The organism is Pseudomonas sp. TUM22785 (assembly GCF_028198105.1).
Classification (GTDB): Bacteria; Pseudomonadota; Gammaproteobacteria; order Pseudomonadales; family Pseudomonadaceae; genus Metapseudomonas; species Metapseudomonas solani.
The window spans coordinates 5,413,958-5,436,634 of sequence record NZ_CP116239.1; the positions used below are offsets into that span (position 1 = coordinate 5,413,958).

The following is a 22,677-nucleotide window of genomic DNA, read 5'->3' on the forward strand; positions in this document are numbered from 1 at the left end:
TGATGTCCAGGACTAGGCGGGCCGGCTGCATGGCTGGCTGCTCCTTGTGTCAGGTGTTGGGGTTAAACCTCGGCGCGGCGCATCCGCAGAACCGGGACCGCCCCGGAAACCAGGTCGCTGTCGCTGTAGGTCCAGGTGGCGGGCAGGCCGCCGGAGAACGGCTGGCTCTGCTGCAGCATGTTGAAGCGCGTCAGGGCGGCACTGCCCTGGCCCAGAGAGGGCATGCCCTCGCGCAGCGCCTCGACGGTGGCGCCGACGCTGCTGTGGAACGCGAGCCAGTACACACGGTCTGCGCGCAGGGTGTACGGGGTGATGGAGACCCATTTGTCCCCGGAGGTGCTGACCAGGATCTGGCCAAACGTCACCAGCAGCTCATTGGGCCAGCCCATCTCATCAGCCGAGTACAAGCCCACCCGGATGTAGCCGCCGGAGGAGCCCGTCTGCACACGGATGCGCAGCTCATCGATGACGACGTCGCGAAGCGGCGCCCAGGGCGCGGCCTTCACCTGGTCGGGGATGAACGCGTTGTTGGTGGGCGAGCTCCAGAGGAACCCATTGTCTAGGTAGTTGCCCACCTGTGGCAGGGGCGTCAGCCTGGCCAGCATGCTGTCGAGCGGGCGCCAGGCGCCGGCGGCGCGGAGGTTGAGCGCAGTTCCGGTGGGCTCAGGGATTCCGCCGCCCCCGCCGCCGCCTCCGTCATGTGCGGCCGTCCACAGCTCAGCCATGTCGCCTGCAGTGATGCGCGCCTCGACGACCGAGCCCACCGGCCAGTTGTTGGCCACGGTGCCCTCCTGCCCGCGCACAACGGTCAGCACGCCGGCGGAGCGCCCGGTGACCTTCACGATCTCCCAGGCGGTTTCCACTCCTGCGGGGTCGCGGGCAACAAGCGTCAGCAGGTAGTAGTCGGTCCCGATTGTGCCAAGACGCTCGGCCGCGCCGGCATCGATGCTCATGCTCAAGCCGGCAGACGCCAGCTCCGCCGTCAGGGCGGCGCTCCAGTTGTTGATGAATCGTCGGGCCATGTGGACCTCAAATGAAGGTGACGAAGGTGTCTCGCGGGCCCGCCACCTCGCCGGTGTACGGGTTGAATGCGCCCCACAGCAGCGGGCCGTTGGGGTGAGCGTCGGTGTTTCCCTCGGCGTAGGTGGCGGCAGCCACTGGCCCCGCCGGGGTCATGGCGCCCAGGTAGTGCAACCAGAAATTCCCCAGCGGAGCGAGGCTGCGCGCCTCGTCGGCCACGAACATCACCATGTTGTTGCTGAACAGCCGCCAGCGGCCGCCAGCCATGGCGCGGCCGTAGCCATCCAGGGCTGCAGGGCAAGGCGCCACGCCATCGACCAGTTCGAACGCGATGCCCTGTCCTCCGCTCTCCTCCACCGTCGACGAGATCTCACCGCCGCCGGTGTAGGCGATGGTGCGGTTAGCAGTGATCGGCGTGCGCAGCCGGTCGGTCTGGTCGTTGGTGTCCACCAGGTCGTAGACGATGGGCAGTTCGCCGGGCAGTTTCAGCTCACAGTGCTCGGATACCACCGTGTAGGAGCTGATCAGCCAGCTGTCCTCATCCGGTACAGCCTCCGGCACGCTGGTGTCATAGCGGTGCAGGTAGTCGACCGTGCACTCCACCGGCTCCCCGTCATCGGGCGAGAACCACATGGCCAGGATGCGCCCGGTTACCCCAGCGGCGGCATGGCCACTGCTGGTCCAGTACTCGGTCGGCGGCGACGTCGGCAGGAAGTGCTGCGCCTGCGTGATCGCGAAATCGTGCACCGGCGTGCCCAGCGTCTGCTCCCGCGTGCGCAGCACCTCGGTGCTGATGCTGATGGCGCCGGCGTTGCCGGAGACGGTCACCAGCAGGAACCCTGTTGGCACCGGGCGGACGTCCACCGCCCAGCGCTCGTCGCTCACGTAGAGCATGAATATGGCCCGGCGGCCGGCCGGCGTGACGTCGATGGCGCTGTTCCAGCGGCGCACGAAACCATCCAGCAGCGGGCTGGCCTGGCCGAGATCGGCCGGCCAGGTCACCGACAGGGCCTGAACCTGCGCGGGCGCACCGAAATCGCCGAAGCGGCGCGCCTGCGCTCCATCTAGGTCGATGATCCAACGCGTACCATCCGGCGCGCAGTAGATCCAGCCGCCAAGCTCGCGGCCGTAGAGCTGGAAAGGACGCCCTACCAGTATCGCCTCGTTGCGCCATTCGCGACCCAGCGCGTAGTCGGCCGCAAGTTCATCCGGGGTGCGCACCACCGGCGCCACGCCCGGGACCTTCAGCCGGTAGGTGTAGTTACCGTTCTCGACCGGCCCCGGATGCTCGCGGGTAGTGCCATTGTTCAGCGTGAGGACCAACGGGCTGAACGGAGTGGCGCGGGTGGCTCGGCCATGCCAGGGCCACCCCCAGGGGGGCACGTTTGAAGGACTCATCAGCACACCTACGGCGAGGGGTTGGCGGGTAGGAATATCTGCTCCACATCGTTGGCATCCCGCCAAACGATCTTCTTGGGAGCAGGCAGCACGAACAGGCCATCAGGCGAAACCAATCCATCGGGCCAGTATTCCCGGGCTGCAAATGAGGGCTCCGTCAATGGCCCGGCCATGCCGCCTCCTGCTCCGGTTGCCGCTGGCTCCTTCCACACACCGCGCCCTCGGGTCGCGGGCCTCAGCCCCTTGCGCTCCAGGGTGTTCAGCTCCTGCGTGCGCCGGCGGCTGGTCTCCAGAGAGTTCAGGTCACGCTTCAGCGTGCTCGCACGAGACGAGCTCACACCGGCACGGATGCCGGCGCGTTCTTGGGCAAGGGTCATTTACAGCTCCAGGATGTCGTTCGGGACAGCGACCCGGTAAGTCTGCGCCTGTTCCACCTCGTACTCGTCGCGGTGGTCGGCCGGCTGCTCGGGCGCCTCGATGTCGAAGCGGCGCTCGAAGCGTTCCTGTTCCGAGTTGTAGTTCGAGTAGTTGCCGCTGAACCCGAGCAAGTCCTCGTCGTAGGGAGGGCTGTCGACGTGCCCCGAGAACTGGCTCGGCAACTGGATCAGCAGTGGCACCTCACCGGCGGGGGTACTGGCCGGAGCTGATGGAACGGTCAGCGGGTCGTTATCCGTACCGCCGCCCTGGCTCACCGCCTGCTGGATCAAGGTGATGGCCGAGCCGCTGTCCAGGTCCCACTCGTCCACCAGGCTGAACACCCGGGACTGGCAGAGGATGTCGCGGCCCAGGATCTCGTCCTCGCAACGGCCGGTGTGCTCCAGGCGCATCGCCAGCGTGTCCGCCGTCGGCAACTGGTAGCCGAAGCGGTTACCGCGGTGGGCGCCTAGGATCTGCACACGCCCCACGTTCAGCAGGCAGCTCAGGCCCTCGATGCGCCGGCCTTCCTCGCGAATGTCCACCACGTAGTCGCCCAGGGCATCCACCACAGCATCGGCATCCGGCGCCGTGAATTCGGCATCCTCGAACGAGTCAGCACGGTCGCTCTCGGTCTCCATCGCCACCCGCTCGCGGTTGATCACCTCGCCCGCCTGGGCAACGCTCGCCGGCGCCTCGACGCGCAGCTTGTACTGCTCCGTCACCGGCTGAACCCAGCGCATGGCGCTGTCCCACGTGGCCCGCACCAGCAGACCCAGTTCCGGGTAGGGGTTGATCCAGGCCGAGGGCGGATCGCAGAACGCCCCGGCACCGGTCTCCGGCAGGTACTCCCAGTTGGCGTTGAGGATCTTCTGGTAGCCCGCCGACTCGCTGGCCTCTGTCACCATCCCGAGATCAGGAACCTCTGTGGAGTCGCCCCGGTACAGCAGGCAGAAGCCGTCGATGATCGACAGCCCCACCCAATCCGGGTGCTCCCAGAAGAAGGGCTGGTGGCGCTCGCGCAGCCGCGGGAACCGGTAGTCGCCCTCGATCTCGACGACGTTGATGCGCTCGCTCAGCTCCACCGGTATCCACTCGATGGACTCGAACAGCACCGCGCCGGTCGGGACGATGAAGTGCGGCTCCGGGGTCGGCGCCCAGTCCGTCACTTGCAGGGCCCCTTCCAGGCTGAGCTGCAGGCTCGCCGGACGGGTACTCATGCGCTCGGCGGCGTAGTCCCAGCGCGAGCGCCCCTCAACCTCCTCGAACACATCCGCCGACCACAGGCCGCCGGTGATGGCGTCGATACCGGCCACGTCCATGGCCTCGACGATCTCGTTGAGGCGGTCGCTGCACTCGCAGGACAGCACCCCGGTCTGCAGGTTGAACTGTGGCCCGGTGATCTGACCCCGGAACCGCAGGACCTCGTTCCAACCGGCACCGTTCCAGGTGCGGTAGTACAGCTCGACAGCCTGGCCTTGGTAGCTGGCCGGGTTCACCGCTTCGCCCAGGAACTGAAGGTCGAAGTCGGCGATTGCCCGCGAACCTTCCTCCCGTTGGATGCTGATAGACCCGGCCAGCAGGTGGCTGGAGTCCACCCCGTTCAGCATCAGCCGAACCGACCACAGCACCGATACCACAGGAACGATCGTCACCGGTGCCGGCGGAGCGCCCACAGCAAGGCCGCCGTTCAGCGGAGCCCCGTTGAGCGGCGAGCCATTCAGTTGCATCAGACTTCCTCGGCGGTGATGGTCCAGTCGTGGGTGTTGGCCTGCGGGTCCATGGACTCCGGCGGCGGTTCGCAGAACACCGTGAATTGCGGCATCCAGCAGACCTGGTAGAGCGTGGCGCCCGGTACTTCGGTGATGGTGAAGGCGTTACCGGCCATGGCGACCGGGGTCGTCACCCAATCGCGACCGACCAGCGCCAGCGCCCAGGGCGCCTTGTCGGGGCGCGCGGTACCGACGATGGAGCCGGTGAGCGAAGTGGTGCTGACCGAGAGCTGCTTGGTGCATCGCAGCTCCAGCGGCTGGCTGAAGTCCAGAGCCGAAAGCCCCGGGCCCATCCAGCCGCTGCCGCGCAGGCTGATCGACATCTTCCGCCAGTGCTGCATCTTCACCGCCGCACCGCCAGAACGGCGCACCACAGTCGATCCGCCGATCGGCGAATACTCCTGCGACACAGGCCCGCTCCAGCCCTTCAGCGGGATACCGCCGAGCATGACGTCAGGGATCATGGTTGGTCCTTATCGGGTAGAGGATTTGCCGCGCATGCGTGCCAGGCGGCGAATTTCCTTGGCGGTGTCGTGCTGCACCATGGCCGGGAACGACGTGCCGTCCGGCAGGTTGATCTGGAGCGATCCGTAATCGGCCAGCGAACCACCAGAGCCTTCCAGCGATGGAGCCAGCGGCGGAATGGCTGGCAGACCACGCTCACCCAGCACTCCACCGGTAGCGAACTTCGGAACCCGCATGGCGTTGAGCTTGTGGATCGCATCGGCGCCGTAGTGGCGCACGGCAGCGGCGCGAATGATCCCTTCGCCGTTGCTCGCCCGGATGAGAAGGCTGTCGCTCGTGCCGCTCCCAGCTCCGCGCAAGATCCCGCCGGTGGCGAACTTCGGCACATTGGCATCGCTCGCAGCAGGAGCGGTTCCCTGCACGACAGGAACCACCGGGATCACCATCTGCTGCCGGAACTGCGTGGACAGCGAGGTGATCGCCTGCTGTGCAACAGCCGCGGCCTCCTGATCGACCTGGACATCGACACCGACTGGCGGCAGGTTCGTGAAGCTGTTCTCCCCGTCCTGGCGGATTCCTTTCGGGGCGATATCCACAGCCACCGGCGGCAGGTTGGAGTAGCTGTTCTCTCCATCCTGCACGATGGCCGTAGGCTTGACGGCTACAGGAACGGTTGCGACCGGCTCGTCCTTCGCCTTCGGCGCCCCATAGGTCGGGTCGATGCCGGCAGCCAGTGCGCTCGCAGACTTAGACCTGGATGCCTGGGGATTCGCCACCCTTTCAGGCAGCGTGATCGTCTGTCCAGTCAGCGTGGCGAGATCCCTGAGCTCCTGGCGGGCCTTGTCCAGAGCGACGTCATCCAGCTTCACGCTGATAACAGTCTTGTTGACCTTGTCGAGCTCGTCCTTCACCTGCGCAACCAGTGCCAGCGCGTCGGCTGCTCCCTTCTCCGCCTTGTCGAGCGTGACCTTGTCAGCCTCGTCCTCGATCGCCTTCAGGCTCTTGATGAAGCCCGCGAAGCCGTAGGTGTTCTCTCCGGCGTCCTGCAGGTCGCTGAGCACCTTCAGCGCAGCCTGGGCGCTGCTCTTCGCCTTCTCGACATCGCCATCGCGGAGCGCCTGGCGGGCCTGAAGTCGCAGGTCCTGCGCCTGCCCAAACGAGGCCTCACCGGAGGAGCCGGATTGCAGCTTGTTCAGCGCTTCGGTGTACCGCTTCTGAGTGTCGAGCTGGAGCTTCTTGGCGTCCTCGATCTCCTTGGCTGCCTTGCGCTCTGCTTGCACATGCTGCTTCAAGAATTTCTCGGCGCCGGCCACTCCCTCCTTCTGAACCTTCAGGGTATTCGCGATGTACTTGCTGTACTCGGAGTAGCTCTCCTCGTCGATCTTCTCCTGTTCTTCGGCAGCCTTTTTCTTCGCGTCGGTCGCCTGCTCAGCTGCTTCGATAGATGACCTGTAGGCATCGACAGACAGGCCGGCGATCTTGGCTAGCAGCTTCTCTCGATCTCCCTCGAGCTCCTTCACCCAGTCATTCAGCTCTTCCTTGGACAAGAAGAGGCTGAAAGTTGGGCGACCAATGAAAGAGCCGCCATCCCGCGCATTTTTCACCCCCTCCAGGGTCTTCTCGACCTTGTCGAGCTCGTCAACATAGCCATTGGCATTTGCAGCGGCGAATGCCATCTCCTTGGCCAATTTGGAAAACTCGTTTGCCGCCTGCACGGTCCAACCAGCGAAGGTAGCCATGCCGCCAGCCAGATCGTTCAACCCCTGGATTACCTGAGGGTCCGACAGCAGCTCTCTGAGCTTCTCGATCGCGCCGATTAGGCCGGACGTGTCTCCCTTACCGAATGCCTTTAGGGCATCGTTCCGAAGCAAGGTGAGCGCCCCGTCAACCGTCTTGGGCAGCTTCTCAGCCTGCTCTGCGAGCGACGGAAGCGCGTTGACGGCCAAGTCGGTGACAACCTCCGCCGTCAGCAGCCCCTCAGAGGCCATTGCCTTCAAGGCTCCAATAGGAACCTTAAGCCCATCAGCAAATGCGCGTAGCAAGGGTGCCGCTGACTCTCCAAGCGCCCTGAACTCCTCGCCCTGTAGGCTGCCGGCGGCGATGGCTTGGGAAAACTGAATCAGCGCGGACGATGCTTCTGCGGCTGTAGCTCCGTTGATTCTCAGCGCCTTGGTGACCGTGTCTACGACGGCTGCCGTGTCCTTCTTGCGTCCGATCTGATCGAGCGCTGGCGCCAGCCTGGCATAGGTGGAAACCACCTCTTCAACCGGAACTTGAGCGTCCTGGGCGATCTTGAAAGTCGCCTCCTGAGCCTTGTTGAACTCCTCTTGCGATGAGGTGGCAATCCTCAGCTGAGCGTCCATCCTCTTGGCGGAGTCCGTAATCTCTGCGTAGGCGCGCAGCGCGGACACGGACCCATATGCTGCCCCGGCAATACTTACGGCGCCGGTGAGGCGACCGGCAAGGCTGCCGCCGATTCCGGCGCGCGCTCCGGCCAGGTCCTGCATCTCACGTGAGGACTCACGAATTTTTCGATTCAACGCCTCTTGGGCTACGGCGAGCTCGCGCGCGGTGAGGGTTCCGCTCTTGCGCAACAGCTCGTAGTCGCGGCGGGCCTGCTGGATTGCCGCAGACTGGGCGCGCAACCTGGCCACCCCAAGGTTGCCAGCGGCATCGCCCAGGGCCGACTGTCCACGCAAACCATCGGTGCGCTTGGCAAGCTCGGCAGTCAGGCGCTGCTGCTCAGAGGCAAGGCTACGCACATCAACGCCGGAAGCCTTCAGCTCTGCGCGCTGGCTGCGGATGGCCGCCTTCTGCTGATCGAATGCCCGGGTGGCGGCCAGCAGCTGCCGCTCAGCCAGCTTGAAGTCGCGGTTCAGCTCCTTCACTGGCTGGCCGGCCTGCGCGATTGCCTTCTGCAGATCCTCAACCCGCTTCCGCGCGGCGAAGTAGGCGCTCGAAGCAGCTTTGGCAGATTCCTGCGTCTGGCGGAATGCGTCGATCTGCTTGAGCGGCTTGTTTAGCGTACGCGCAAGCTCGTCGTACTCCTTGCGAAGGCCGTTGATGCCGGTCTTCGCACCGGATGCGTCGGCTGTCAGGACCAGTTCGATTTTTTCCACGTGCTCAACCCTTCATTGCGCGGAGAAACAAGGACCAGGGGTAGCTCAACACCTGGTGATGGCCGTGGCGAACCAGGGCGCAAATGGCTTGCTCCAGCTGGATCAGGCCTTCTCGCTTTTCGACAGCCTGGCCAGTAGGTCGAAAAAATGCGGGTTGCACTCCTTGCAGTAGTCGATGACCTTGGCGACCTGCGAAGGGAGCATCTGATCAACCTCTTCCAGTGTCAGGCTGGTCAGGCGCGGCAGGTCGCGCAGGGACAGCGCAGGGAAGAGGCCGTCGGTGATCACCTCGAACTCGCTCTTGTCGTTGGCCATTGCTCGAACATCGCCGACGGTGAGCTCACGAAACACAATCTCGCGGCCGGCGATCATCTTCACGGAACGGCCAATGGAATCAGTCATGCTTTTCTCCAGGTATAAAAAAACCCGCCGTGGCGGGTTTCTGGTTGGTTGATGTGATCAGAATTTCTTAGGGACCATGCTGTCCGGATAACGTGAAAGCTCACGCTCGCCAACGTAGTAGCGGTTCCTATTTACGCAATCGACGAAGATGACGATCTCGCTCGGGGGAACGCTTCGTTGATCTGATAGGCCGACATAATCAACGCCACGGCAATCCGGGGCCCGAGAAACAAAATCGGCGGCCCTGCGCTCCATATCTGCAATTCTTGCGACCCCATCCTCACCCCAGGCTGCATAAGTTCTGGGGTAAGCATCGCGGGTATAGGTTGTCAGAGCATTCGGCAGTATTGGCGCAGGCCTCCTCTCCGGAAGGCTCGCGTAATCCGGCGAGGCCGCATGCTTCTGGTAAATGGTCCAGGAGGACCAGGAAAGGAACACCGCCGCGATAGCAGCAATCACCATCACCCGGCGCTGGTAAATCCCAAGTAGAAACCGCTCCATGACACCCCTCCCTTCTCCGACGGTGGGAATGTAGCAGAGCAGCAACGCCAAAACCCAGCATGTGCTGGGTTCGGCTATCGAGCCCGGTCTATGCCCTGATGAAGGGCTCGATGCGGTCCAGGGTCGATTCCTTCCAGCGAATCTGCTGCACCGGCGCACCGTCGCTGTGCTTCTTGGCGGTGTCGACGACCACGGCGAACTGCCTTCCTTCCGGGAGAACCTCCCAGCGCTTACGCCCTTTCCGGTACTCGAAAGACCGCTGAAGGCCGCAGCGCTCCAGCACCTTGTTTACCGCCTGGCCGCTGAGTCCGTCGAACTTGTCGCCGATATCCGTCGGGGTGAAGGTCAGCTCCTGCGACTCGTTGACCAGGTAGGGAACCCCCGCCATCTGCATCACATCGACCCCCAGCGTTGCGGACACCATTCGGTTGGCGCTGAGCACCGCCTGATTTCCTTCCAGGCCAAGGGCCTTCGCGATAATCAAGCCAGCATTGAAGCTGTCGGCTGTAGTGGGCAGCTTGCGCTCAATCGGCAGGCGCTGTCCGGCTACGTCCTCCAACTCATGGAGACGGCGGATAACCTTCATCCTGAGCGGCGCGCTGTAGCCAGCGAGCAGGCATTCGACGTGATCACGATCCAGCAGATACTCGGTTTGCTCCCGATTCCTGCTGTCGAGATAGATGCATCCAAATTTGGATGCATCTTCCTTCAACTCCTCAAGCATGGATTCGATGTCACGCTTGACGTGGTAGTGAGCTTTGCCGGTAAGGCCCGCAATCTCCCGGCTGCTCATGGTCAGCTGCTGCTGAACGACGATGCTCATGCTGCAGCCCTCTGGGTTAGCAGCATGTGCCGCATGTGGTCGGATCGAGACTGAATGTTGAGCATCGCCGCCATCACAAACTCGAACATCTTGTCTATCGAGACCGGGATATCGCCCCGGGTGGAGACCATGCCTGCGATCAGCTCTTCGTAGCTCAGCACGCTGGCGTTCTCGGGCACAGGGGTGAATTGCTCTTTGCCGTCTGGGTCCAAAGACACCAGCCAACGCTCGTAGCGTTTCAGCTTTTTCCCGATCAGGCCGCCGAAGCCTTCAATGGCCTCGCGACCAAGCCACTCCCCCTCCAGAGCGTATGCAGCAACGAAGTTGCGGGCCGCATCCAGCTGGCTCGCCGGGATGTCCTCGGCGGACACAACGCTGAAGGCCTTGTGGACCTGGGACCAGAGATGGTTCTTCGCGCCACGGCGCAGCGCGGAAGGGAGGCGTTTCACCTTGCCATCAACCACAGCCGCGAGGCAGTGGAAACCATCGGTGCCAAGGGTTTGGCCCTGGATGGTCGCCACATCGGAGGGAGCGAGCTGATGAAGGCGCTTCTCACACTCAATGAAGTAGCGCCGCGCCTGACGTCCTTTCTCGTTACGCTCGACCATCGCTAGCTCTTTGGCCATATCCAGAGTTACGTGGAATTCGCGACTCGGCCGGCCTCCATTGCTTTTACTCAGGAGTGAGTAAAAGTCACGACCATCCTGAAATTCATACTCGCCAATGCGGCGAGCGATCCAGTCATTGAATCGCGCATCAACCTGAAGAAATCGATGCAGCGAGCGCGCATCCACCAGCCTCACCTGATCGCCGCCCAGGACGCCTGAGAAAACCGGCAACATCGCGCCCGCCTCGGAATGGACATTGCAATCCGTAGTACCTGCGGTATTATTCATCCCGTGAACTCCTTCGTAAGTTTTCACACCTGAAGCCCTGGCCTGCACGCCGGGGCTTCTTCGTTTTAGGCCATCGAGGCCCGCCTCTGCTCTCTGCACTTCAGTGCCTCCTCTATCAACAGCTCAATTTCAGCATTCAGGCTGCGGCGATTCATCGTCGCCTCGCCCCGTGCTGCGTCCTTAACTGCCGGCTGCAATCGCAGACCGAACGGCTTGATATCGCGTGTTTTCATGGCTCCCTCCAGATAACTACACGATGTAACGATAACACCGTGTGTCTATGTGTCAACGAAAAATGTGACTACAGTGTGTAACCATGGAAAACGAAGACCTCATCAGAAACATCAACCCCTTCGGCCTTCGCATGCAGCCGGCCCTCAAGACTGCTTTGGAGGAGTCAGCCAAGGACGCCAAACGGTCTCTAAATGCGGAGATCGTTGCTCGTCTCGAGGCAAGCATCTTTAAGGAGGCTGCATCTCGATCTATCGTCCCTGCTTCCAAAGCGAAGGAGCTAGCTTCGGCGGCGCGCCTGGACATTGCGGCAGAGCTTCGCGACCAAGTCGTTGAAGGCCTAAATAGCGCAATCAGCAAGGGTGCCTCACACACCTACATCGAGTGGGTGGATCTGGATCTCATGCAGATGTCCAAGGTCGAATTTGAGGAGGTGACCGAACCACTCGCCTCGGAGCTTCGGAAAGCCGGCTATTCGGTGAAATACGACCGGGATGGAATGACACTAACGTTTTGATGCAGACAACCAAGCCCCGCCCTTGAGCGGGGCTTTTCGTTTCCGCCGATCAGGCCGCCGCCGGGAGCTCCTTCTTGATTCAGCCAACGGCTGGACTGAAGATGCGAGCTGGCTTGCTCACATCTCGCCGGAGAGCAGAGTGGGGAAATCCCACCTTGCCGCCGGTGCCGAACAGCCCGGGGCTGCCAAGACGGCCGCCCAGCGGACTCCGGTGGCGCTCAGTTCCTCCAAGCCACTGATTTGATTGAATTCCTGAAATTTTCGGGAGAAGGCCCAAGCTGGGCTTAGGCCGTTTCTCCCTGGCCCATGCCCACCGATCAGGCCGCCGCCGGGAGCTCCTTCTTGATGCGGAAGTACTTCGAGGTGCCAGCGCCCACCTTGGTGGTATCGCGCAGCACCTTGGCCGTAGCCTCGAAGCCGCCGAAGTCCTCGGTGTTGATCCAGTCCATGGTGGTGGCCAGGTTGAGGCGGCACTGGAAGAAGCGAGCCTCGACGCGCTTCTGGGTGCCGGCGGCGTTCTCGCCCTCGAAGAGGAACTCGAAGGTCTTGCCGCTGTTGGTCAGGGCCTCGATCACGTCCACCGCGGCGGAGCTGTAATCGACGCTGACCTTGTACGGCGTGCCGGACGGGGAAGCCTTGATGGCAGTCTCCAGCGCACCGCCGGCCACAACCTCGATGCCGGAGCCGGTCATGTTCCAGTCGATGCCCTCGTCGAAGTCGGTAGTGCCGGCTTCGTTGCTGACGCTGGTGATGGAGAGCGGCATCTTGTCCAGGGCGATGGTGCCGTCGACGGTGGCGACGTGCTCCTCACCGGTGACGGTACTGGCAGCCACGTTAGAGGCGCTACCCCAGACCAGGGCCGCAAACACCCAGGTGTAGATCTCGCGGAAGTTGATGCTCAGACCGACCGAAGTAACGCGGTCCAGGCTGTCGTATTCGCCACCCTGCGGGGTGGTGGTGTCAGGCAGCGTCAGGCTGTTGGTTTCGGTGGTGTGCTGGATGGTGGATACCAGGCCGCATTTCTGGAAGGGCAGACCGGAACCGACCTCGCGCGCCTTCAGAAAGCCGCCGATGACGACCGTCTCTTTGTAGATAGCCATGGCTTACTCCTTGATGGTGGCCGGGGAGGCCTGGTTGAGGACGACGGCGCCGATCTTCCCGGACTGCTCCAGGAACAGCTTCTGGCGCTTCGTGACCTTGATCGTGTCGCCGGCCTTGTAGTCGACGCCCTTGTGGGTGTGTTCGCCGGCGAGCTCTACCTCGACCAGCTGCACGGGTTTCTCAGTGCTCATCGGCGGATTCGCTCCTGGATGATGGTGGTGATGTGGATGGGTACCAGGACGCCGGCGTAGCGCTGGCCATCGCCTGGCGGGAATGGCTCTGAGGCGCCCAGCGACAGGCCGGTGACTCCCGTCGGGAATCCCTGCGGGAACACGCCGGATGCCGGTAGCAGGGCCTGACAGATGTCCAGTTCCATGGCATCGAGCGCGTCTTCGTAGGAGGTCAGGTCGCACTTGACCAAACCGATCACGAAGAACCCCGGGAATGCCTTGATAGCCGCCGGCCCGCGTTCGGGCGGTCGGTTCGGCGCCTTCTGGATCAGTGCGAACAGTTCAGGGAGCCCGCTCAGCGGCGGCCCTTTGGGCGGCAGCACCTCGTTCAGCCAGCCGGTCCTCACGTTGTCGCCGATATTGGTCAGGTAGCCCTGCGCGGTGGTGATGCCCTGGACCTTCGCGATCAGAGCCTGGCGGACTGCAGTCAGGATGTTGCTCATGCGTCCTCCATGCAGGCGGCGGTCACCATGTGCCCGTCGTCCGCGATGACGTCCTCAACGATCAGTCGGCGGCCGCAGTGCAGGAAGATCCCGCCCCGCTCTGCCGTCTCCAGTAGTGGCTTGCGCCAGCTCACGCCGATCATGTCCGAGCGCATCAGGCCCTCGGGGCCGTTCTGCATCAGGTTGTTGTCGACGATCACCGGCAGGCACCGCACCGGGGGCGTTCCATTGAGGCCCCGGTACTCGGCCGTACCGTCGTTGAGGTGCGCGACCACACGGTTGTGCATGCGGTCTCGCATGTCGGCCCAGGCCATGGGTTAGGCCACGGCCGCCGGAGCGGAAACGCCGTTGAGGCGAACACGGCCAACGGCGGAGGGGTTGGCGGCCACTTCGGTGGCGGCGCCGACCAGCACCAGCCCGGTAGCCGAGACGTTGGTCAGGGCGCGGCTGGTGGTGTTCATGAACACCGGGTCACCGACGGCCCAGGCCTGGGCGCTGATCTTGGTGAGTTCGAACACGCCGGAGAGCTTCAGGACCACGGGGTCGCCCTGGGCTTCGGTGGTGGCGGCCACGCCGACGAAGGCGCCGACCTTGTAGAGCTGGCCGGACAGAGTGCCGCCGGTGGGCGCCGGTACGGTGATGCAGTCGCCGTGCTGGATGAAAGTCTTCATGTGTCACCTCGAGGAGGGTCAGGAGCAGAAACAGAAAGGGCGCCCGAAGGCGCCCTGCTGGGAGTGGTGGAGGATCAGTTGCCCGGGTTCTTGTAGGCGCCGCGGTAGTCGATCCACGCCGCACCGAAGACCAGGCGCGCCTTGATCTCCATACCGTCCACCTCGAAGCCCTCACGGGTTTCGGTGAAGACGCCCTGCTCGCCTTCCAGGTAGGCGTACTCGAAGGTGTCCACGACGCCGGGGGCGGCGTAGAGGTACCACTGGTTACCGGTGATGCGAGCGTCGACGATCACGGTCAACGAGGCGTTGCGGCTGTCGTTGATGTCGGCGTTCTTGGCCGGCACGTAGTTGGAGCTGGTGAACTGGTATGCCTCCAGCTCCTTGTCCGGGCCCACCACCAGGAACTCCGGGCCGATGTTGAGGAAGGCGCCGGCCTTGGACTTCTGCTTGCGCATCGCGGCGCGGGCGGCGGCCAGAGTGGTGGTGTTGATCGCACCGCCGCTGGCGGCGAGGTTGCCGTGAGCGGTGTCGAACACCGGGGTGCTGTCGGTGAAGTTGGGGTTGCCCAGCAGAAGCGCCCAGACCAGGTCGGACTCGGTCTGCGCGGCAGCAGCACCCAGTGCCTGCGGAATGCGGGTCAGCGCGCCGAGGTCGTCGTTGACGATGGCCTCCCAGGTAAGCGCGATGATCTTGCCGAACTTGGCCACCTTCAGCGGGGCGCCCTCTTCGTTCAGGGTGCCGTACTTGTACTCGCCGTGCTCTTGCACCTTCTCCAGCGCAGAGATATCGCCGAGGGCGGCGCGGGTTACGGCGCGGAAGTCCGGCACGGTGGTCTCGCGACCCAGCGGACGCCAGGTCTGGGGAGCCAACTGGTAGGCATCGCGCAGGGTGCGGTTCACGGTGCTGCCGAGCAGCAGCGGGAAGTCGCTGGTGGAATGCATGCCTGCGGCGCGGACGGCCTGGCGGTCGCAACCCAGTGCAGCGCGGGCCACCTCCTGCGGGGTCATGCCGCGAACGCTACCACCTACCAGCTCGATGGACTCGCGCGCCATGTCAATCAGGCGCATGCCGCGGAACTCGCGACTGTTGTCCTCCAGCTTGATGGTGGGGTTGCAGCGGTTCAGCAGGGCGTTCAGCATCGCACCGCGCTTGGCGGTCAGCACGCCGTTGTCCACAGTGGCGACAACGGTGGGCTGGGTGCTGCGGGACTCGGGCTGGCTCTGCTGCTGACGCTCGGCCAGCAGGTCGAACATGGCAGCGCTGGCTTCAGCCTGGCTGGCGCCGCGCGCGATCAGGTCTTCCGCGACGTCATCGCCCAGGCCGGCCTTCTTGGCCATGGCGCGGATGGTGGTGCCGCGCTTGCGCTCGGCCTCGGCTGCCTCACGGCGGATCAGCTCTTCGGCCGCGCGTTTCTCTTCTTCGGTCATTTCGGTTTCCTCTTGGGGGTTGGCCACGGCGGCCGGTTGGGCGGCAGGCTCTTCAGCCTCCCGAGTTTCGAAAAGGGTGTTGAAGCGCTGGCCGTCGTACTCGGCCGGGGTCTTGGCGCTGCGGATCTTGGCGCCGTCGTCGAAGCCGATCGGCACGATGGAGAGCTCCATGGGCTCCCAGTCCACGGCGCGGTAGATGGGCATGGTGTCGTCACCGCCCTCTACCAGGACGTAGCGGTGCACGGTGTAGCCCACGCTGATGTTGCGCAGGATTCCGTCCTTCACGTCGCGGAACACCTCGTCGGCGTCCTCGCGCTTGCTGAAGCGCACCAGGGCGTGGCCCTCGCCGTTCTCGAGCCAGGCCTTCTCAACCACGGCCAGCACGGAGCGCAGCTCCCGCTGGTTGTGGGCGTTGAGCAGAGGAGCACCGTTGTTGAGGCGCTCCATCTTCACAGCCGAGTCGCTGACCTCCAGCTCCTCGAGGTAGTAACCCACATCCCAGTTCCAGCGCCGGCCCTGGGCGCCGGTGGTCCACACCAGCTCAGCGGTGCGAGCCTCGATGTCGACCGTCTCCGGACGCACCGCGGCGCGCAGCGTGAGCATGGGGGTCTCATGCGTCTTGTTCGTCGTCTGCGGCATCTTCCGGTTTCTCTTTGGTGGTGTTGGTGGCAGCCGCTGCCGAACCGGCCGCGAGCACCTTGCGGGGGTCGCAGTCGAGGATCAGCCCGAGGTCGTCGAGCAGGGCGTTGGCGTCCTGGATGTTCTTTGCATGTGCCTGCGGGTCGGTGATGCCGAGCTCCCGCAGGGCATCCGGCCAGGTGACCAGGCCATTGCGCAGGCGCTGTTTCACGGCCTCGATCTCCGACTTCGGATCGACCATCTCGCGGCGCGGCGGCGTCCACTCGGCTTTCACGTCCTCGAGCACGCCACCCGGCAGCAGGGCCTGGGCCTCCATGAACCAGCACCAGACGCCCACACAGAGCTGGGGGATCAGCATCCGCCACTGCCACACGTCCACCCGGCGCGCGAAGTGCAGCCAGCCCATCCGGCCGCTGGAGAAGTTCACCCCCTTCAGGTCCCCGGTGGTGAGCTCGTAGGGAACCCCCAGGCCGACGGAGATGGCGTGAAGTCCTTGCCAGGCGTAGGAGTCGTAGCCGTTAAACGTCGGCGGTGTGCCGAAGCTGACGCTTTCGCCCTGTGCCAGCTGCTGGATGATTCCAGGCTCAACCCTCTCGATGAGCGGAGGCGCCTTACCGGCGCCACCGGTTCCTTCGTCTTGAGTGACGAAGGCGGAAAAGCAGGCGGCGATCTTCGCCTGCTCCATCACCGCGTCTTCCATCTCGTCGAAGTTGCGCAGACGCTGCATCACCGGCGCGAACCAGCTGTAGCCGCGAGCCTGGCCGGGGCGCTTCGGCAGGAAGATGTGGATCACGTCCTCGGCCGGGATGCGGCGGGAGGTCGATGTGCGCCAGGCGTTGTTGGCGCCTGGGTGCTGATCGAAAAGCCAATAGGCGACGCGCTTGCCGATGGGGCTGAACTCGATGCCTTGGATGATCTCGTTGGCGCCATTGGGGCCGTGCTTCTCCTCGTCGAGGAAGTCGGCCTCCAGCACCTGCAGCTGCATCGGCACCGGCAGGCCATCCGAGGACTTGCGCCAGCGCCGGCGCACCAGCACCTCGCCGCCCTCGGGCACCGCCTCCATGATCTTGTGCTGAAGCCCGTAGAAGTTCTCCAGGCCGTCGGCGTCGCAGAGCGTCTCCTCGCCCCACGCCTTCCACAGGTCCATCAGCTTCTTATTGGCACGGGCGGACTTCGCCATGGGGCGCGGGACAATGCCGGCGCCGACCACGTTGTCGGCAATGCCGGTGACGGCGCGCTCGGCATAGGGGTTGTTCCGGCGCAGGTCCCGCGCGCGGTTGCGCAGGCGGGCCAGTGCCGGTCCGATCTCGGCGTTGGCATCAGTGCTGCTGCTGCGCCAGCCGTCATTGCGGCGGCCCTTGGCAGCCCCCTCGAAGCGGCGCTCGAAGATATCGATCTGCAGGTCGATCTTCTTTTTTCGCAGGCGAGCTTCTGCGCGTTTCGCGGCACGGCCGGGAAACAGGTTGTCCATGAAGCCCATGTCAGTAGCCTTTCGAGAAGGAGGCGTAGCGCCTGCCGCCGTTGTTGTGGGAGTTCAGGCCGAGCTCGCCCTCCATCTGACGGAGGATGCGCATCATCTCGTCCACGCTGCGGTAGGTGACGGCGCGGTCGGCGTAACGCACCTGAAGCTCGCCGCCGGCCAGGGCGGCCTTCAGGGCTTCGTACTGCTCCAGGGTGTAGGCCATCAGTTCTTCTTCCAGTAGGAGGATTTGGCGCGAGGCCGTTCTTCGTTCGAAACAGCCGCATCGCCGCCAGGCCTTGGCTCAAGAGCCAGGAGGTCGAGATTTACACCGAAGCGCTGCTGGCTGATCCGAAGAGCACCCAGGGCACCAACGAAGCAGTCGAGACTCTCGTTGCGGGGGCGGATGGTTTCCCATCGGTGAACCCACTTGCCGTCGACGAACTTCGCGATCTTCTGTTCGGCGGTGAGCTGCTTCGCTTCGGTCTCGTCGCATATGTCGTCATTCGACGGCAGGTGCACTACACCTGGCTGGCTGATTCCAGCCTGTGATTTGGCGGTATCAATCGGGAGCAGGTAGCGGCTGTAGATGAGGTCCTTGGCGTTGTCGGTACCGATCATCGTCAGGTACACGCCAATCACCTTGTTTCGGGTACGCGGCATGCTCGCGATAGGTTTGCCGTAGACGCTCGATCCCTTCGTGGGGATGACCCAATGGAGGCCGTACTGCCGACTCATCGAGTACACCTCGTCGGTGTAGTGGCCGCCGGAGTCCACCGTCCAGCGATCAACCTTCATGACAAGGCCATCAGCGCGCGTGAACTGCTTCTGGAACTCCAGGCCCACCTTGCGCTTGAGTTCTTCGCTGGCCGGGTCACCCATCAGGATGAAGCGATAAACCAGCCAAGCCTCCTCGCCAGGCCCCCAAGCCCAGACACGACCCTCGTATCGGTCGTCTTGGGTGTCCACTGAGCCGGTCAGCAGCACTGCTAGCTCCGGCACCTCCCCAGCCCAGACCTCTCTGCGCCCGTACAAAACCTCCCACTCCACCTTCTCCCCTTCGCTGTCGTCGAAGGTCTCGCCGAGGGTGGTGTTGACGAAGGACTTGAGGGAGTTGCGGTCACCCTTTGCAGCCAGGAAGTCGGTGACGATTTGGACCCATGTGGTGAAAGGGCTGTATGCCGTCCAAACATGGAATGACACAGACTCGGGCGTTGGTATGGCCTCGTCTGATTTGTCGTAGAAATCAAGGCCGTCGCGAGTCCAAACACCTGTCCGATCGCAGATCCAACGGCCGGATGAGTGCTGCTCCTGCATCTCGTGCTGCAGGACCTCGCACCCGCTGGCGGCGCACCGGTACCAGACCCTCTTGGTATCCTCGGGGTCCCACTTGATGCCGTACTCGCAGTCCTTGCCGCCCCAGAGCAGAGGTTGCTCCACACGGCACTTTGGGCAAGGGACGTGCATGCGAAAGAAGTGGAGCGATTTGGACGCCGCAGTCTCTATCTGACACTTTCCTTTGATCTTCGGCGTACTGCCCCGGATGGATTTCGGGAACGTGGAACCCTCAATGCGCTTGTCGCCCAAGAACGTCGAAGAGCCCTCCTTCTCCACATCTGGCTTGAATGCGGCCAGTTCGTCGTAGATAACGGTGTCGACGGACAACTCGCGGTAGTTCTTGGCAGCAGCGCCGCCGCGGCAGTAGAGCTGCTTGCCATGGCTGAATAACTTGCAGTCGAGCGTGCTGTCCCGGTGGTTCTTGATTCCGAACCAGTGTGCGAGCCGCCTTACCGACGGCACGTCGCGAACCATCGTCTCGATTTGCGATTTCATGAATCGCGCAGCGCTGCCGTCCGAAGGCAAAAGAACCAGAATATTCCGGCGCTTGTGTTCAATCTGATAGGCAGAGGCCGCCAGCAGCATCTTGGAGTAGCCGACCCTGGCGGACTTGATCACGTTAACCGTGCGGATCTCGTCGTTGCCCATGGCATTCAGCATCGCCACCTGGAAGGGCAGGGTCTCCCACTCGCCTTCCTGATACGACGACTCGCTCGACAGGTAGAAGTTGCCCCCGTCAGCCCATTCCACCGGAGTCTGGGGAGCAGGCCTTTCCAGTGGCTTCAGCCCGGCACGAATCGAGTTGGCCAGTTCAGTCAGCTGCGGTTGCAAGATACTCATCGAGAAGTCCAGGCAGGCGCTCGTCCAGCAGCGCTGCCCGGTTACGCGCCTTGGCCAGCTCGCGCTGCACCGATTCGATATGCCGGACCTCAAGGTCTGGGTGACGCCGCTTCAAGGTCAGGGGCAGGGTGTCGAGGATCGAAGCGATCTCGGCCGCCAGCTTGGAGAAAACGAACATGGCGAAGTCGGTTGGTACCGCTCGGCGCCGGTTGATGTCGTTCTTCAGCTCCTGGCCCTCCGCCTGAGCGGACGTAAGCCGGAGTCGTTCCTGGGTGAGCTTGTGCTCAGCCAGGGGGTCGATGCCTTCCGGGAATTCCGGGTCCAGTTCCGGTTTGACTTGGTTGCTTCCCAGCCCTCGCAAGTAGCGGATATAGGCAAGGCGACACGCCTCTAGATCAAACCCTCCCTTTCCCTTGGAGCCAGGAAGCACGCCCTCTGCAGTCAATTTTCGGACCCAGCGGTCGCTCAAATCGAGATGCTGGGCTACCTCTGCCTGGGTTGCCATGGGGAACACCGCCGGTACCGGAACCGGAACCGCCTGAAAAAACTGATAAGTAGCCCGAGATCGGGGCTCGAATTACCCTCATGGACCACCCCCTCCGGGAGGACCCAAGACCATAGGGGTTCTCTATCGACGGCGAGTGGCCATGGCCTGCGCCATCGCGAGCTCGAACTGCCGTGGCAGCTCACGCTGAGCGGTTCGCTCTGCGATCTCGAAGAAGTCGAGGGCCTTCCGATACCTCGGGGCGCGGCCAGCAAAGGCCAGCACCACACGTAGCCCTGACCTGCCATTGCCTGTGCGCTCAGCGACAGCGAATGGCTCGCGCTTGGTGTTGTGCATGACGAAGTAGCGCTTGGCATTGCCCTTGGCCCTGCTGCGCTTGCTGCCTGTGGCGTTGGCGCTGTATCCCTCCTCAGTGAAAAGCGAGGCGCCGGAGATGATCTTGTTCAGCGTGCCCTTGGGGATGTTGCCGTAGGCATCCAGCTCCATCCGGTTTCCCGGAACGATGTATTGGCCCTGCTTCAGCACTCCCTTACGCCTTAGCATCTTCTCGATGCCCTTGTCGCTGCGAGGGCCGCCGTAGATCTCAGGGGTCAGCCAGCTGGATGCAGCCCTACCCTTACCCCATGCACCTTCACGCCCGACCACGTTGCCCTTGCCGTTCACGCTGCGGCCATCCTTGATCCATACCCGAGCCTCAAGCTTCTGCTTGGTAGCGGACTGGATGTAGAGACTGTTGAGCGTGGCGGGCGTGGGCCTATCGAACACCACGCCCATCTCGGCGCGGATGTCCTCGGCCACAACCTGGGCGGTTCTGGTCAGAGCGAGAGCAGTGGCGAACGGAAGCTGATTGCGTTCCAGGTCCGTGAGCCGAGCCATCGCCTGTTCGAGGCCTGTCGGCTTGACCGTAATCACCGCTGGCGGCGCTCTACGCCTGACCACCCCCACTCATCGCGGAAGATGTGCCGGCGCTTCACGAACGCAAAAAGCAGCAAGCCCGAATGCACCAGCGCGCTATAGGGGTCGAAGTGCCAGGTCTTGATCGTCACGACCAAGCCGCCGAACGCACCGATGGCCACCAGGTAGAACGACAGACACAGCACAGGATGCTCATACACGCTCACGGCGCGCAGGTAATCCAGCGCAGCCAGTACGACCAGGATGCACAGCAGCGCAGCCAGGCCGATCAGCAGGGAGTTGATCATGGTCAGGTGCCTCTGGTGGGCGTGAACCGCTCCGCCGCAGCCTTGATGGCCGGGATGATGTTCATCGCCAGCAGGCCGATCAGGAAGGCCACGCCGTTGCGGGAGTCGGCGTCTGCCGGAAGCCCGAAGTAGTTGATGACGAAGTGAGTGGTGAAGACAGCAGAGCCGAAGCCAGTGAGAACGGCCAGGCCAGCCTCCTTGCGAGTGAGTCCTTTCAGGAAGCTCAGCGAGAGCACGGCGCCAGCGAAGCCAGCGATCGCGACGCCATACTTGGCGAATACCGCACCCGCCGCAGTCGACGTCGGTTCCATAGGTCTCTCCATGAATAAAAGGCCCCGGGAGGGGGCAAGGGCGCTGCTGCTGATGAGGGGAGCAGCGCAGAGCAAGACGGGGTTCCAGAAACGAAAAACCCAGCTCGATGGCTGGGCTTTAGCTGAAAAGCGCTCTACGAATCGCTGGGAATCTTTTGGGCCAGCAACCCTTGTAGTCTGATTTCATCCATAAACGTATCTGCCAGATCTGAGCAGTTGACGTCCCTATCCAAATTTTACTGCTCATATCGCCTCCAGAGACCAAAAAGCCCCGGCGGGATGGCCAGGGCTTTGCGTAGTCGGTCCTCGTGACGCGTAAGATCGACAGGATGGGTTTAATATCGCTCATGCGCTCACGGGTTGCAACCCACTATGCCGCTTCGGTGAAGAGCAACCCTTCCGCTTCCAGAATCTCCCCTGCGGCGATGAGCGCCTCCTCCACCATTTCATCCAGGCGCTTACGCACGTCACCACGCCAACGGCGACGGGTCTGCTCGGGCCTTGCCTCCAGATCCCAGCTGTTCATGTCGTAGAAGCTCCTCGGCAGCACGATCATGTCGCACGAGCGCTTCCCATCCACCCCCTTCATCTGCGGAATAGCCCAGGCCGTTACAGCCTTTTGCACGAACAGCTTCGGGGCGTGGCTTGGAATCAGCGGACACAGCCGACCAATCGCACCCACCTTACGGCCCTTGTGGGTGCCGTACCTGGCTGCCAGAACATCCCAGTGCCTGGGCTTGAGCTGGCTGTGCAGGCGGGCAAATACCCAGCAGTCCACGTCGGTTCGGTTCAGGCCAGCTCCATCGGTGCCCATCAGCGTGGCGAAGTCGTGCCCATCCTCGTGCCCAGGCCTGTAGAGCTTCTGCCATGCCTGCTTGGCGGTGTTGTCGATCGTCTCTGCCGCGAGAGCGGAAACCACCGCAGCGAGTACTGATGCGTAAACCATGGTCTTC

Annotated in this window: 26 protein-coding genes; 1 reads left to right on the forward strand and 25 read right to left on the reverse strand. The window is 63.3% G+C overall.

Annotated features, from left to right (window positions below):
• Positions 1–62: 62 nt before the first annotated feature.
• The 11 genes from PI990_RS24550 to PI990_RS24600 form a co-directional block, all read right to left on the reverse strand.
• Positions 63–1,022, reverse strand: a complete 960-nt coding sequence (locus tag PI990_RS24550; RefSeq protein WP_271658741.1) for a hypothetical protein — start codon at positions 1,020–1,022, stop codon at positions 63–65.
• Positions 1,023–1,029: 7 nt separating this feature from the next.
• Entirely contained in the window at positions 1,030–2,418 is a 1,389-nt protein-coding gene (locus PI990_RS24555; RefSeq protein ID WP_271658742.1) for a hypothetical protein, read from the reverse strand.
• Between the two features lie 8 nt (positions 2,419–2,426).
• Positions 2,427–2,795 (reverse strand): hypothetical protein, encoded by a 369-nt coding sequence (locus PI990_RS24560; protein ID WP_271658743.1) that lies wholly within the window; start codon positions 2,793–2,795, stop codon positions 2,427–2,429.
• A complete protein-coding gene (locus PI990_RS24565) occupies positions 2,796–4,562 on the reverse strand; it encodes a hypothetical protein (protein WP_271658744.1) in 1,767 nt (588 codons plus the stop codon).
• Entirely contained in the window at positions 4,562–5,068 is a 507-nt protein-coding gene (locus tag PI990_RS24570) for a hypothetical protein (RefSeq protein WP_271658745.1), read from the reverse strand. The genes PI990_RS24565 and PI990_RS24570 overlap by 1 nt, the downstream gene beginning before the upstream one ends.
• Positions 5,069–5,077: 9 nt before the next feature.
• The gene (locus PI990_RS24575) at positions 5,078–8,188 is read right to left on the reverse strand and encodes a tape measure protein (protein ID WP_271658746.1); all 3,111 of its coding nucleotides are present in this window, start codon (positions 8,186–8,188) and stop codon (positions 5,078–5,080) included.
• A gap of 102 nt (positions 8,189–8,290) precedes the next feature.
• Positions 8,291–8,590: a phage tail assembly protein gene (locus PI990_RS24580; RefSeq protein WP_271658747.1), complete on the reverse strand. Its 300-nt coding sequence runs from the start codon at positions 8,588–8,590 to the stop codon at positions 8,291–8,293.
• 57 nt (positions 8,591–8,647) lie between these two features.
• Positions 8,648–9,091 carry a hypothetical protein gene (locus tag PI990_RS24585; RefSeq protein ID WP_271658748.1) on the reverse strand — a complete coding sequence of 148 codons (444 nt, stop codon included), beginning with the start codon at positions 9,089–9,091 and terminating at the stop codon, positions 8,648–8,650.
• Positions 9,092–9,179: 88 nt separating this feature from the next.
• Complete coding sequence (locus tag PI990_RS24590) at positions 9,180–9,914, reverse strand: Rha family transcriptional regulator (RefSeq protein WP_271658749.1); 735 nt, start codon at positions 9,912–9,914, stop codon at positions 9,180–9,182.
• Positions 9,911–10,810: an antA/AntB antirepressor family protein gene (locus PI990_RS24595; RefSeq protein ID WP_271658750.1), complete on the reverse strand. Its 900-nt coding sequence runs from the start codon at positions 10,808–10,810 to the stop codon at positions 9,911–9,913. The genes PI990_RS24590 and PI990_RS24595 overlap by 4 nt, the downstream gene beginning before the upstream one ends.
• Positions 10,811–10,875: 65 nt before the next feature.
• The gene (locus PI990_RS24600; RefSeq protein ID WP_271658751.1) at positions 10,876–11,043 is read right to left on the reverse strand and encodes an Arc family DNA-binding protein; all 168 of its coding nucleotides are present in this window, start codon (positions 11,041–11,043) and stop codon (positions 10,876–10,878) included.
• 83 nt (positions 11,044–11,126) lie between these two features.
• Between PI990_RS24600 and PI990_RS24605 the strand changes: the two genes are divergently transcribed.
• The gene (locus PI990_RS24605) at positions 11,127–11,558 is read left to right on the forward strand and encodes an Arc family DNA-binding protein (RefSeq protein ID WP_271658752.1); all 432 of its coding nucleotides are present in this window, start codon (positions 11,127–11,129) and stop codon (positions 11,556–11,558) included.
• A gap of 317 nt (positions 11,559–11,875) precedes the next feature.
• Here PI990_RS24605 and PI990_RS24610 read toward each other — a convergent pair whose 3' ends face one another.
• The 14 genes from PI990_RS24610 to PI990_RS24675 all read right to left on the reverse strand — a co-directional run bounded on the left by PI990_RS24610 (position 11,876) and on the right by PI990_RS24675 (position 22,670).
• Positions 11,876–12,658 carry a hypothetical protein gene (locus tag PI990_RS24610; RefSeq protein WP_271658753.1) on the reverse strand — a complete coding sequence of 261 codons (783 nt, stop codon included), beginning with the start codon at positions 12,656–12,658 and terminating at the stop codon, positions 11,876–11,878.
• 3 nt (positions 12,659–12,661) lie between these two features.
• A complete protein-coding gene (locus PI990_RS24615; protein ID WP_021217427.1) occupies positions 12,662–12,850 on the reverse strand; it encodes a DUF7210 family protein in 189 nt (62 codons plus the stop codon).
• Positions 12,847–13,332 (reverse strand): hypothetical protein, encoded by a 486-nt coding sequence (locus PI990_RS24620; RefSeq protein ID WP_271658754.1) that lies wholly within the window; start codon positions 13,330–13,332, stop codon positions 12,847–12,849. Before PI990_RS24620 ends, PI990_RS24615 begins: the two co-directional genes overlap by 4 nt.
• Complete coding sequence (locus PI990_RS24625) at positions 13,329–13,646, reverse strand: hypothetical protein (protein WP_271658755.1); 318 nt, start codon at positions 13,644–13,646, stop codon at positions 13,329–13,331. Before PI990_RS24625 ends, PI990_RS24620 begins: the two co-directional genes overlap by 4 nt.
• A 3-nt stretch (positions 13,647–13,649) precedes the next feature.
• Positions 13,650–14,003, reverse strand: a complete 354-nt coding sequence (locus PI990_RS24630) for a DUF2190 family protein (protein WP_271658756.1) — start codon at positions 14,001–14,003, stop codon at positions 13,650–13,652.
• A gap of 74 nt (positions 14,004–14,077) precedes the next feature.
• On the reverse strand, positions 14,078–16,033 hold the full coding sequence (locus PI990_RS24635) for a prohead protease/major capsid protein fusion protein (protein WP_271658757.1): 1,956 nt from the start codon (positions 16,031–16,033) through the stop codon (positions 14,078–14,080).
• A gap of 7 nt (positions 16,034–16,040) precedes the next feature.
• Positions 16,041–17,549 (reverse strand): phage portal protein, encoded by a 1,509-nt coding sequence (locus PI990_RS24640; RefSeq protein ID WP_271658758.1) that lies wholly within the window; start codon positions 17,547–17,549, stop codon positions 16,041–16,043.
• A 1-nt stretch (position 17,550) separates the two neighbouring features.
• Positions 17,551–17,754 carry a phage head-tail joining protein gene (locus PI990_RS24645; RefSeq protein ID WP_021217952.1) on the reverse strand — a complete coding sequence of 68 codons (204 nt, stop codon included), beginning with the start codon at positions 17,752–17,754 and terminating at the stop codon, positions 17,551–17,553.
• Entirely contained in the window at positions 17,754–19,706 is a 1,953-nt protein-coding gene (locus PI990_RS24650; RefSeq protein ID WP_271658759.1) for a phage terminase large subunit family protein, read from the reverse strand. The genes PI990_RS24645 and PI990_RS24650 overlap by 1 nt, the downstream gene beginning before the upstream one ends.
• Complete coding sequence (locus PI990_RS24655; protein WP_271658760.1) at positions 19,678–20,211, reverse strand: terminase small subunit; 534 nt, start codon at positions 20,209–20,211, stop codon at positions 19,678–19,680. The genes PI990_RS24650 and PI990_RS24655 overlap by 29 nt, the downstream gene beginning before the upstream one ends.
• 123 nt (positions 20,212–20,334) lie before the next feature.
• Positions 20,335–21,123, reverse strand: a complete 789-nt coding sequence (locus tag PI990_RS24660; protein ID WP_271658761.1) for a hypothetical protein — start codon at positions 21,121–21,123, stop codon at positions 20,335–20,337.
• The gene (locus PI990_RS24665; RefSeq protein WP_236207443.1) at positions 21,120–21,413 is read right to left on the reverse strand and encodes a hypothetical protein; all 294 of its coding nucleotides are present in this window, start codon (positions 21,411–21,413) and stop codon (positions 21,120–21,122) included. Before PI990_RS24665 ends, PI990_RS24660 begins: the two co-directional genes overlap by 4 nt.
• A 2-nt stretch (positions 21,414–21,415) precedes the next feature.
• A complete protein-coding gene (locus PI990_RS24670; RefSeq protein WP_021217129.1) occupies positions 21,416–21,724 on the reverse strand; it encodes a hypothetical protein in 309 nt (102 codons plus the stop codon).
• Positions 21,725–22,094: 370 nt separating this feature from the next.
• Positions 22,095–22,670, reverse strand: coding sequence for a hypothetical protein (locus tag PI990_RS24675; protein ID WP_271658762.1), 576 nt, complete (start codon positions 22,668–22,670; stop codon positions 22,095–22,097).
• Between the last annotated feature and the right edge of the window lie 7 nt (positions 22,671–22,677).

What these genes read in the sequence shown, in the direction of transcription:
- PI990_RS24585 (WP_271658748.1), bottom strand. Translation starts at nt 9,091, where the DNA reads ATGGAGCGGTTTCTACTTGGGATTTACCAGCGCCGGGTGATGGTGATT.
- PI990_RS24670 (WP_021217129.1), bottom strand. Translation starts at nt 21,724, where the DNA reads ATGGAACCGACGTCGACTGCGGCGGGTGCGGTATTCGCCAAGTATGGC.
- PI990_RS24640 (WP_271658758.1), bottom strand. Translation starts at nt 17,549, where the DNA reads ATGGGCTTCATGGACAACCTGTTTCCCGGCCGTGCCGCGAAACGCGCA.
- PI990_RS24550 (WP_271658741.1), bottom strand. Translation starts at nt 1,022, where the DNA reads ATGGCCCGACGATTCATCAACAACTGGAGCGCCGCCCTGACGGCGGAG.
- PI990_RS24645 (WP_021217952.1), bottom strand. Translation starts at nt 17,754, where the DNA reads ATGGCCTACACCCTGGAGCAGTACGAAGCCCTGAAGGCCGCCCTGGCC.
- PI990_RS24615 (WP_021217427.1), bottom strand. Translation starts at nt 12,850, where the DNA reads ATGAGCACTGAGAAACCCGTGCAGCTGGTCGAGGTAGAGCTCGCCGGC.
- PI990_RS24595 (WP_271658750.1), bottom strand. Translation starts at nt 10,810, where the DNA reads ATGAATAATACCGCAGGTACTACGGATTGCAATGTCCATTCCGAGGCG.
- PI990_RS24650 (WP_271658759.1), bottom strand. Translation starts at nt 19,706, where the DNA reads ATGAGTATCTTGCAACCGCAGCTGACTGAACTGGCCAACTCGATTCGT.
- PI990_RS24565 (WP_271658744.1), bottom strand. Translation starts at nt 4,562, where the DNA reads ATGCAACTGAATGGCTCGCCGCTCAACGGGGCTCCGCTGAACGGCGGC.
- PI990_RS24655 (WP_271658760.1), bottom strand. Translation starts at nt 20,211, where the DNA reads ATGGCAACCCAGGCAGAGGTAGCCCAGCATCTCGATTTGAGCGACCGC.
- PI990_RS24610 (WP_271658753.1), bottom strand. Translation starts at nt 12,658, where the DNA reads ATGGCTATCTACAAAGAGACGGTCGTCATCGGCGGCTTTCTGAAGGCG.
- PI990_RS24675 (WP_271658762.1), bottom strand. Translation starts at nt 22,670, where the DNA reads ATGGTTTACGCATCAGTACTCGCTGCGGTGGTTTCCGCTCTCGCGGCA.
- PI990_RS24665 (WP_236207443.1), bottom strand. Translation starts at nt 21,413, where the DNA reads ATGATCAACTCCCTGCTGATCGGCCTGGCTGCGCTGCTGTGCATCCTG.
- PI990_RS24625 (WP_271658755.1), bottom strand. Translation starts at nt 13,646, where the DNA reads ATGGCCTGGGCCGACATGCGAGACCGCATGCACAACCGTGTGGTCGCG.
- PI990_RS24630 (WP_271658756.1), bottom strand. Translation starts at nt 14,003, where the DNA reads ATGAAGACTTTCATCCAGCACGGCGACTGCATCACCGTACCGGCGCCC.
- PI990_RS24600 (WP_271658751.1), bottom strand. Translation starts at nt 11,043, where the DNA reads ATGAAAACACGCGATATCAAGCCGTTCGGTCTGCGATTGCAGCCGGCA.
- PI990_RS24560 (WP_271658743.1), bottom strand. Translation starts at nt 2,795, where the DNA reads ATGACCCTTGCCCAAGAACGCGCCGGCATCCGTGCCGGTGTGAGCTCG.
- PI990_RS24570 (WP_271658745.1), bottom strand. Translation starts at nt 5,068, where the DNA reads ATGATCCCTGACGTCATGCTCGGCGGTATCCCGCTGAAGGGCTGGAGC.
- PI990_RS24605 (WP_271658752.1), top strand. Translation starts at nt 11,127, where the DNA reads ATGGAAAACGAAGACCTCATCAGAAACATCAACCCCTTCGGCCTTCGC.
- PI990_RS24590 (WP_271658749.1), bottom strand. Translation starts at nt 9,914, where the DNA reads ATGAGCATCGTCGTTCAGCAGCAGCTGACCATGAGCAGCCGGGAGATT.
- PI990_RS24620 (WP_271658754.1), bottom strand. Translation starts at nt 13,332, where the DNA reads ATGAGCAACATCCTGACTGCAGTCCGCCAGGCTCTGATCGCGAAGGTC.
- PI990_RS24555 (WP_271658742.1), bottom strand. Translation starts at nt 2,418, where the DNA reads ATGAGTCCTTCAAACGTGCCCCCCTGGGGGTGGCCCTGGCATGGCCGA.
- PI990_RS24635 (WP_271658757.1), bottom strand. Translation starts at nt 16,033, where the DNA reads ATGCTCACGCTGCGCGCCGCGGTGCGTCCGGAGACGGTCGACATCGAG.
- PI990_RS24580 (WP_271658747.1), bottom strand. Translation starts at nt 8,590, where the DNA reads ATGACTGATTCCATTGGCCGTTCCGTGAAGATGATCGCCGGCCGCGAG.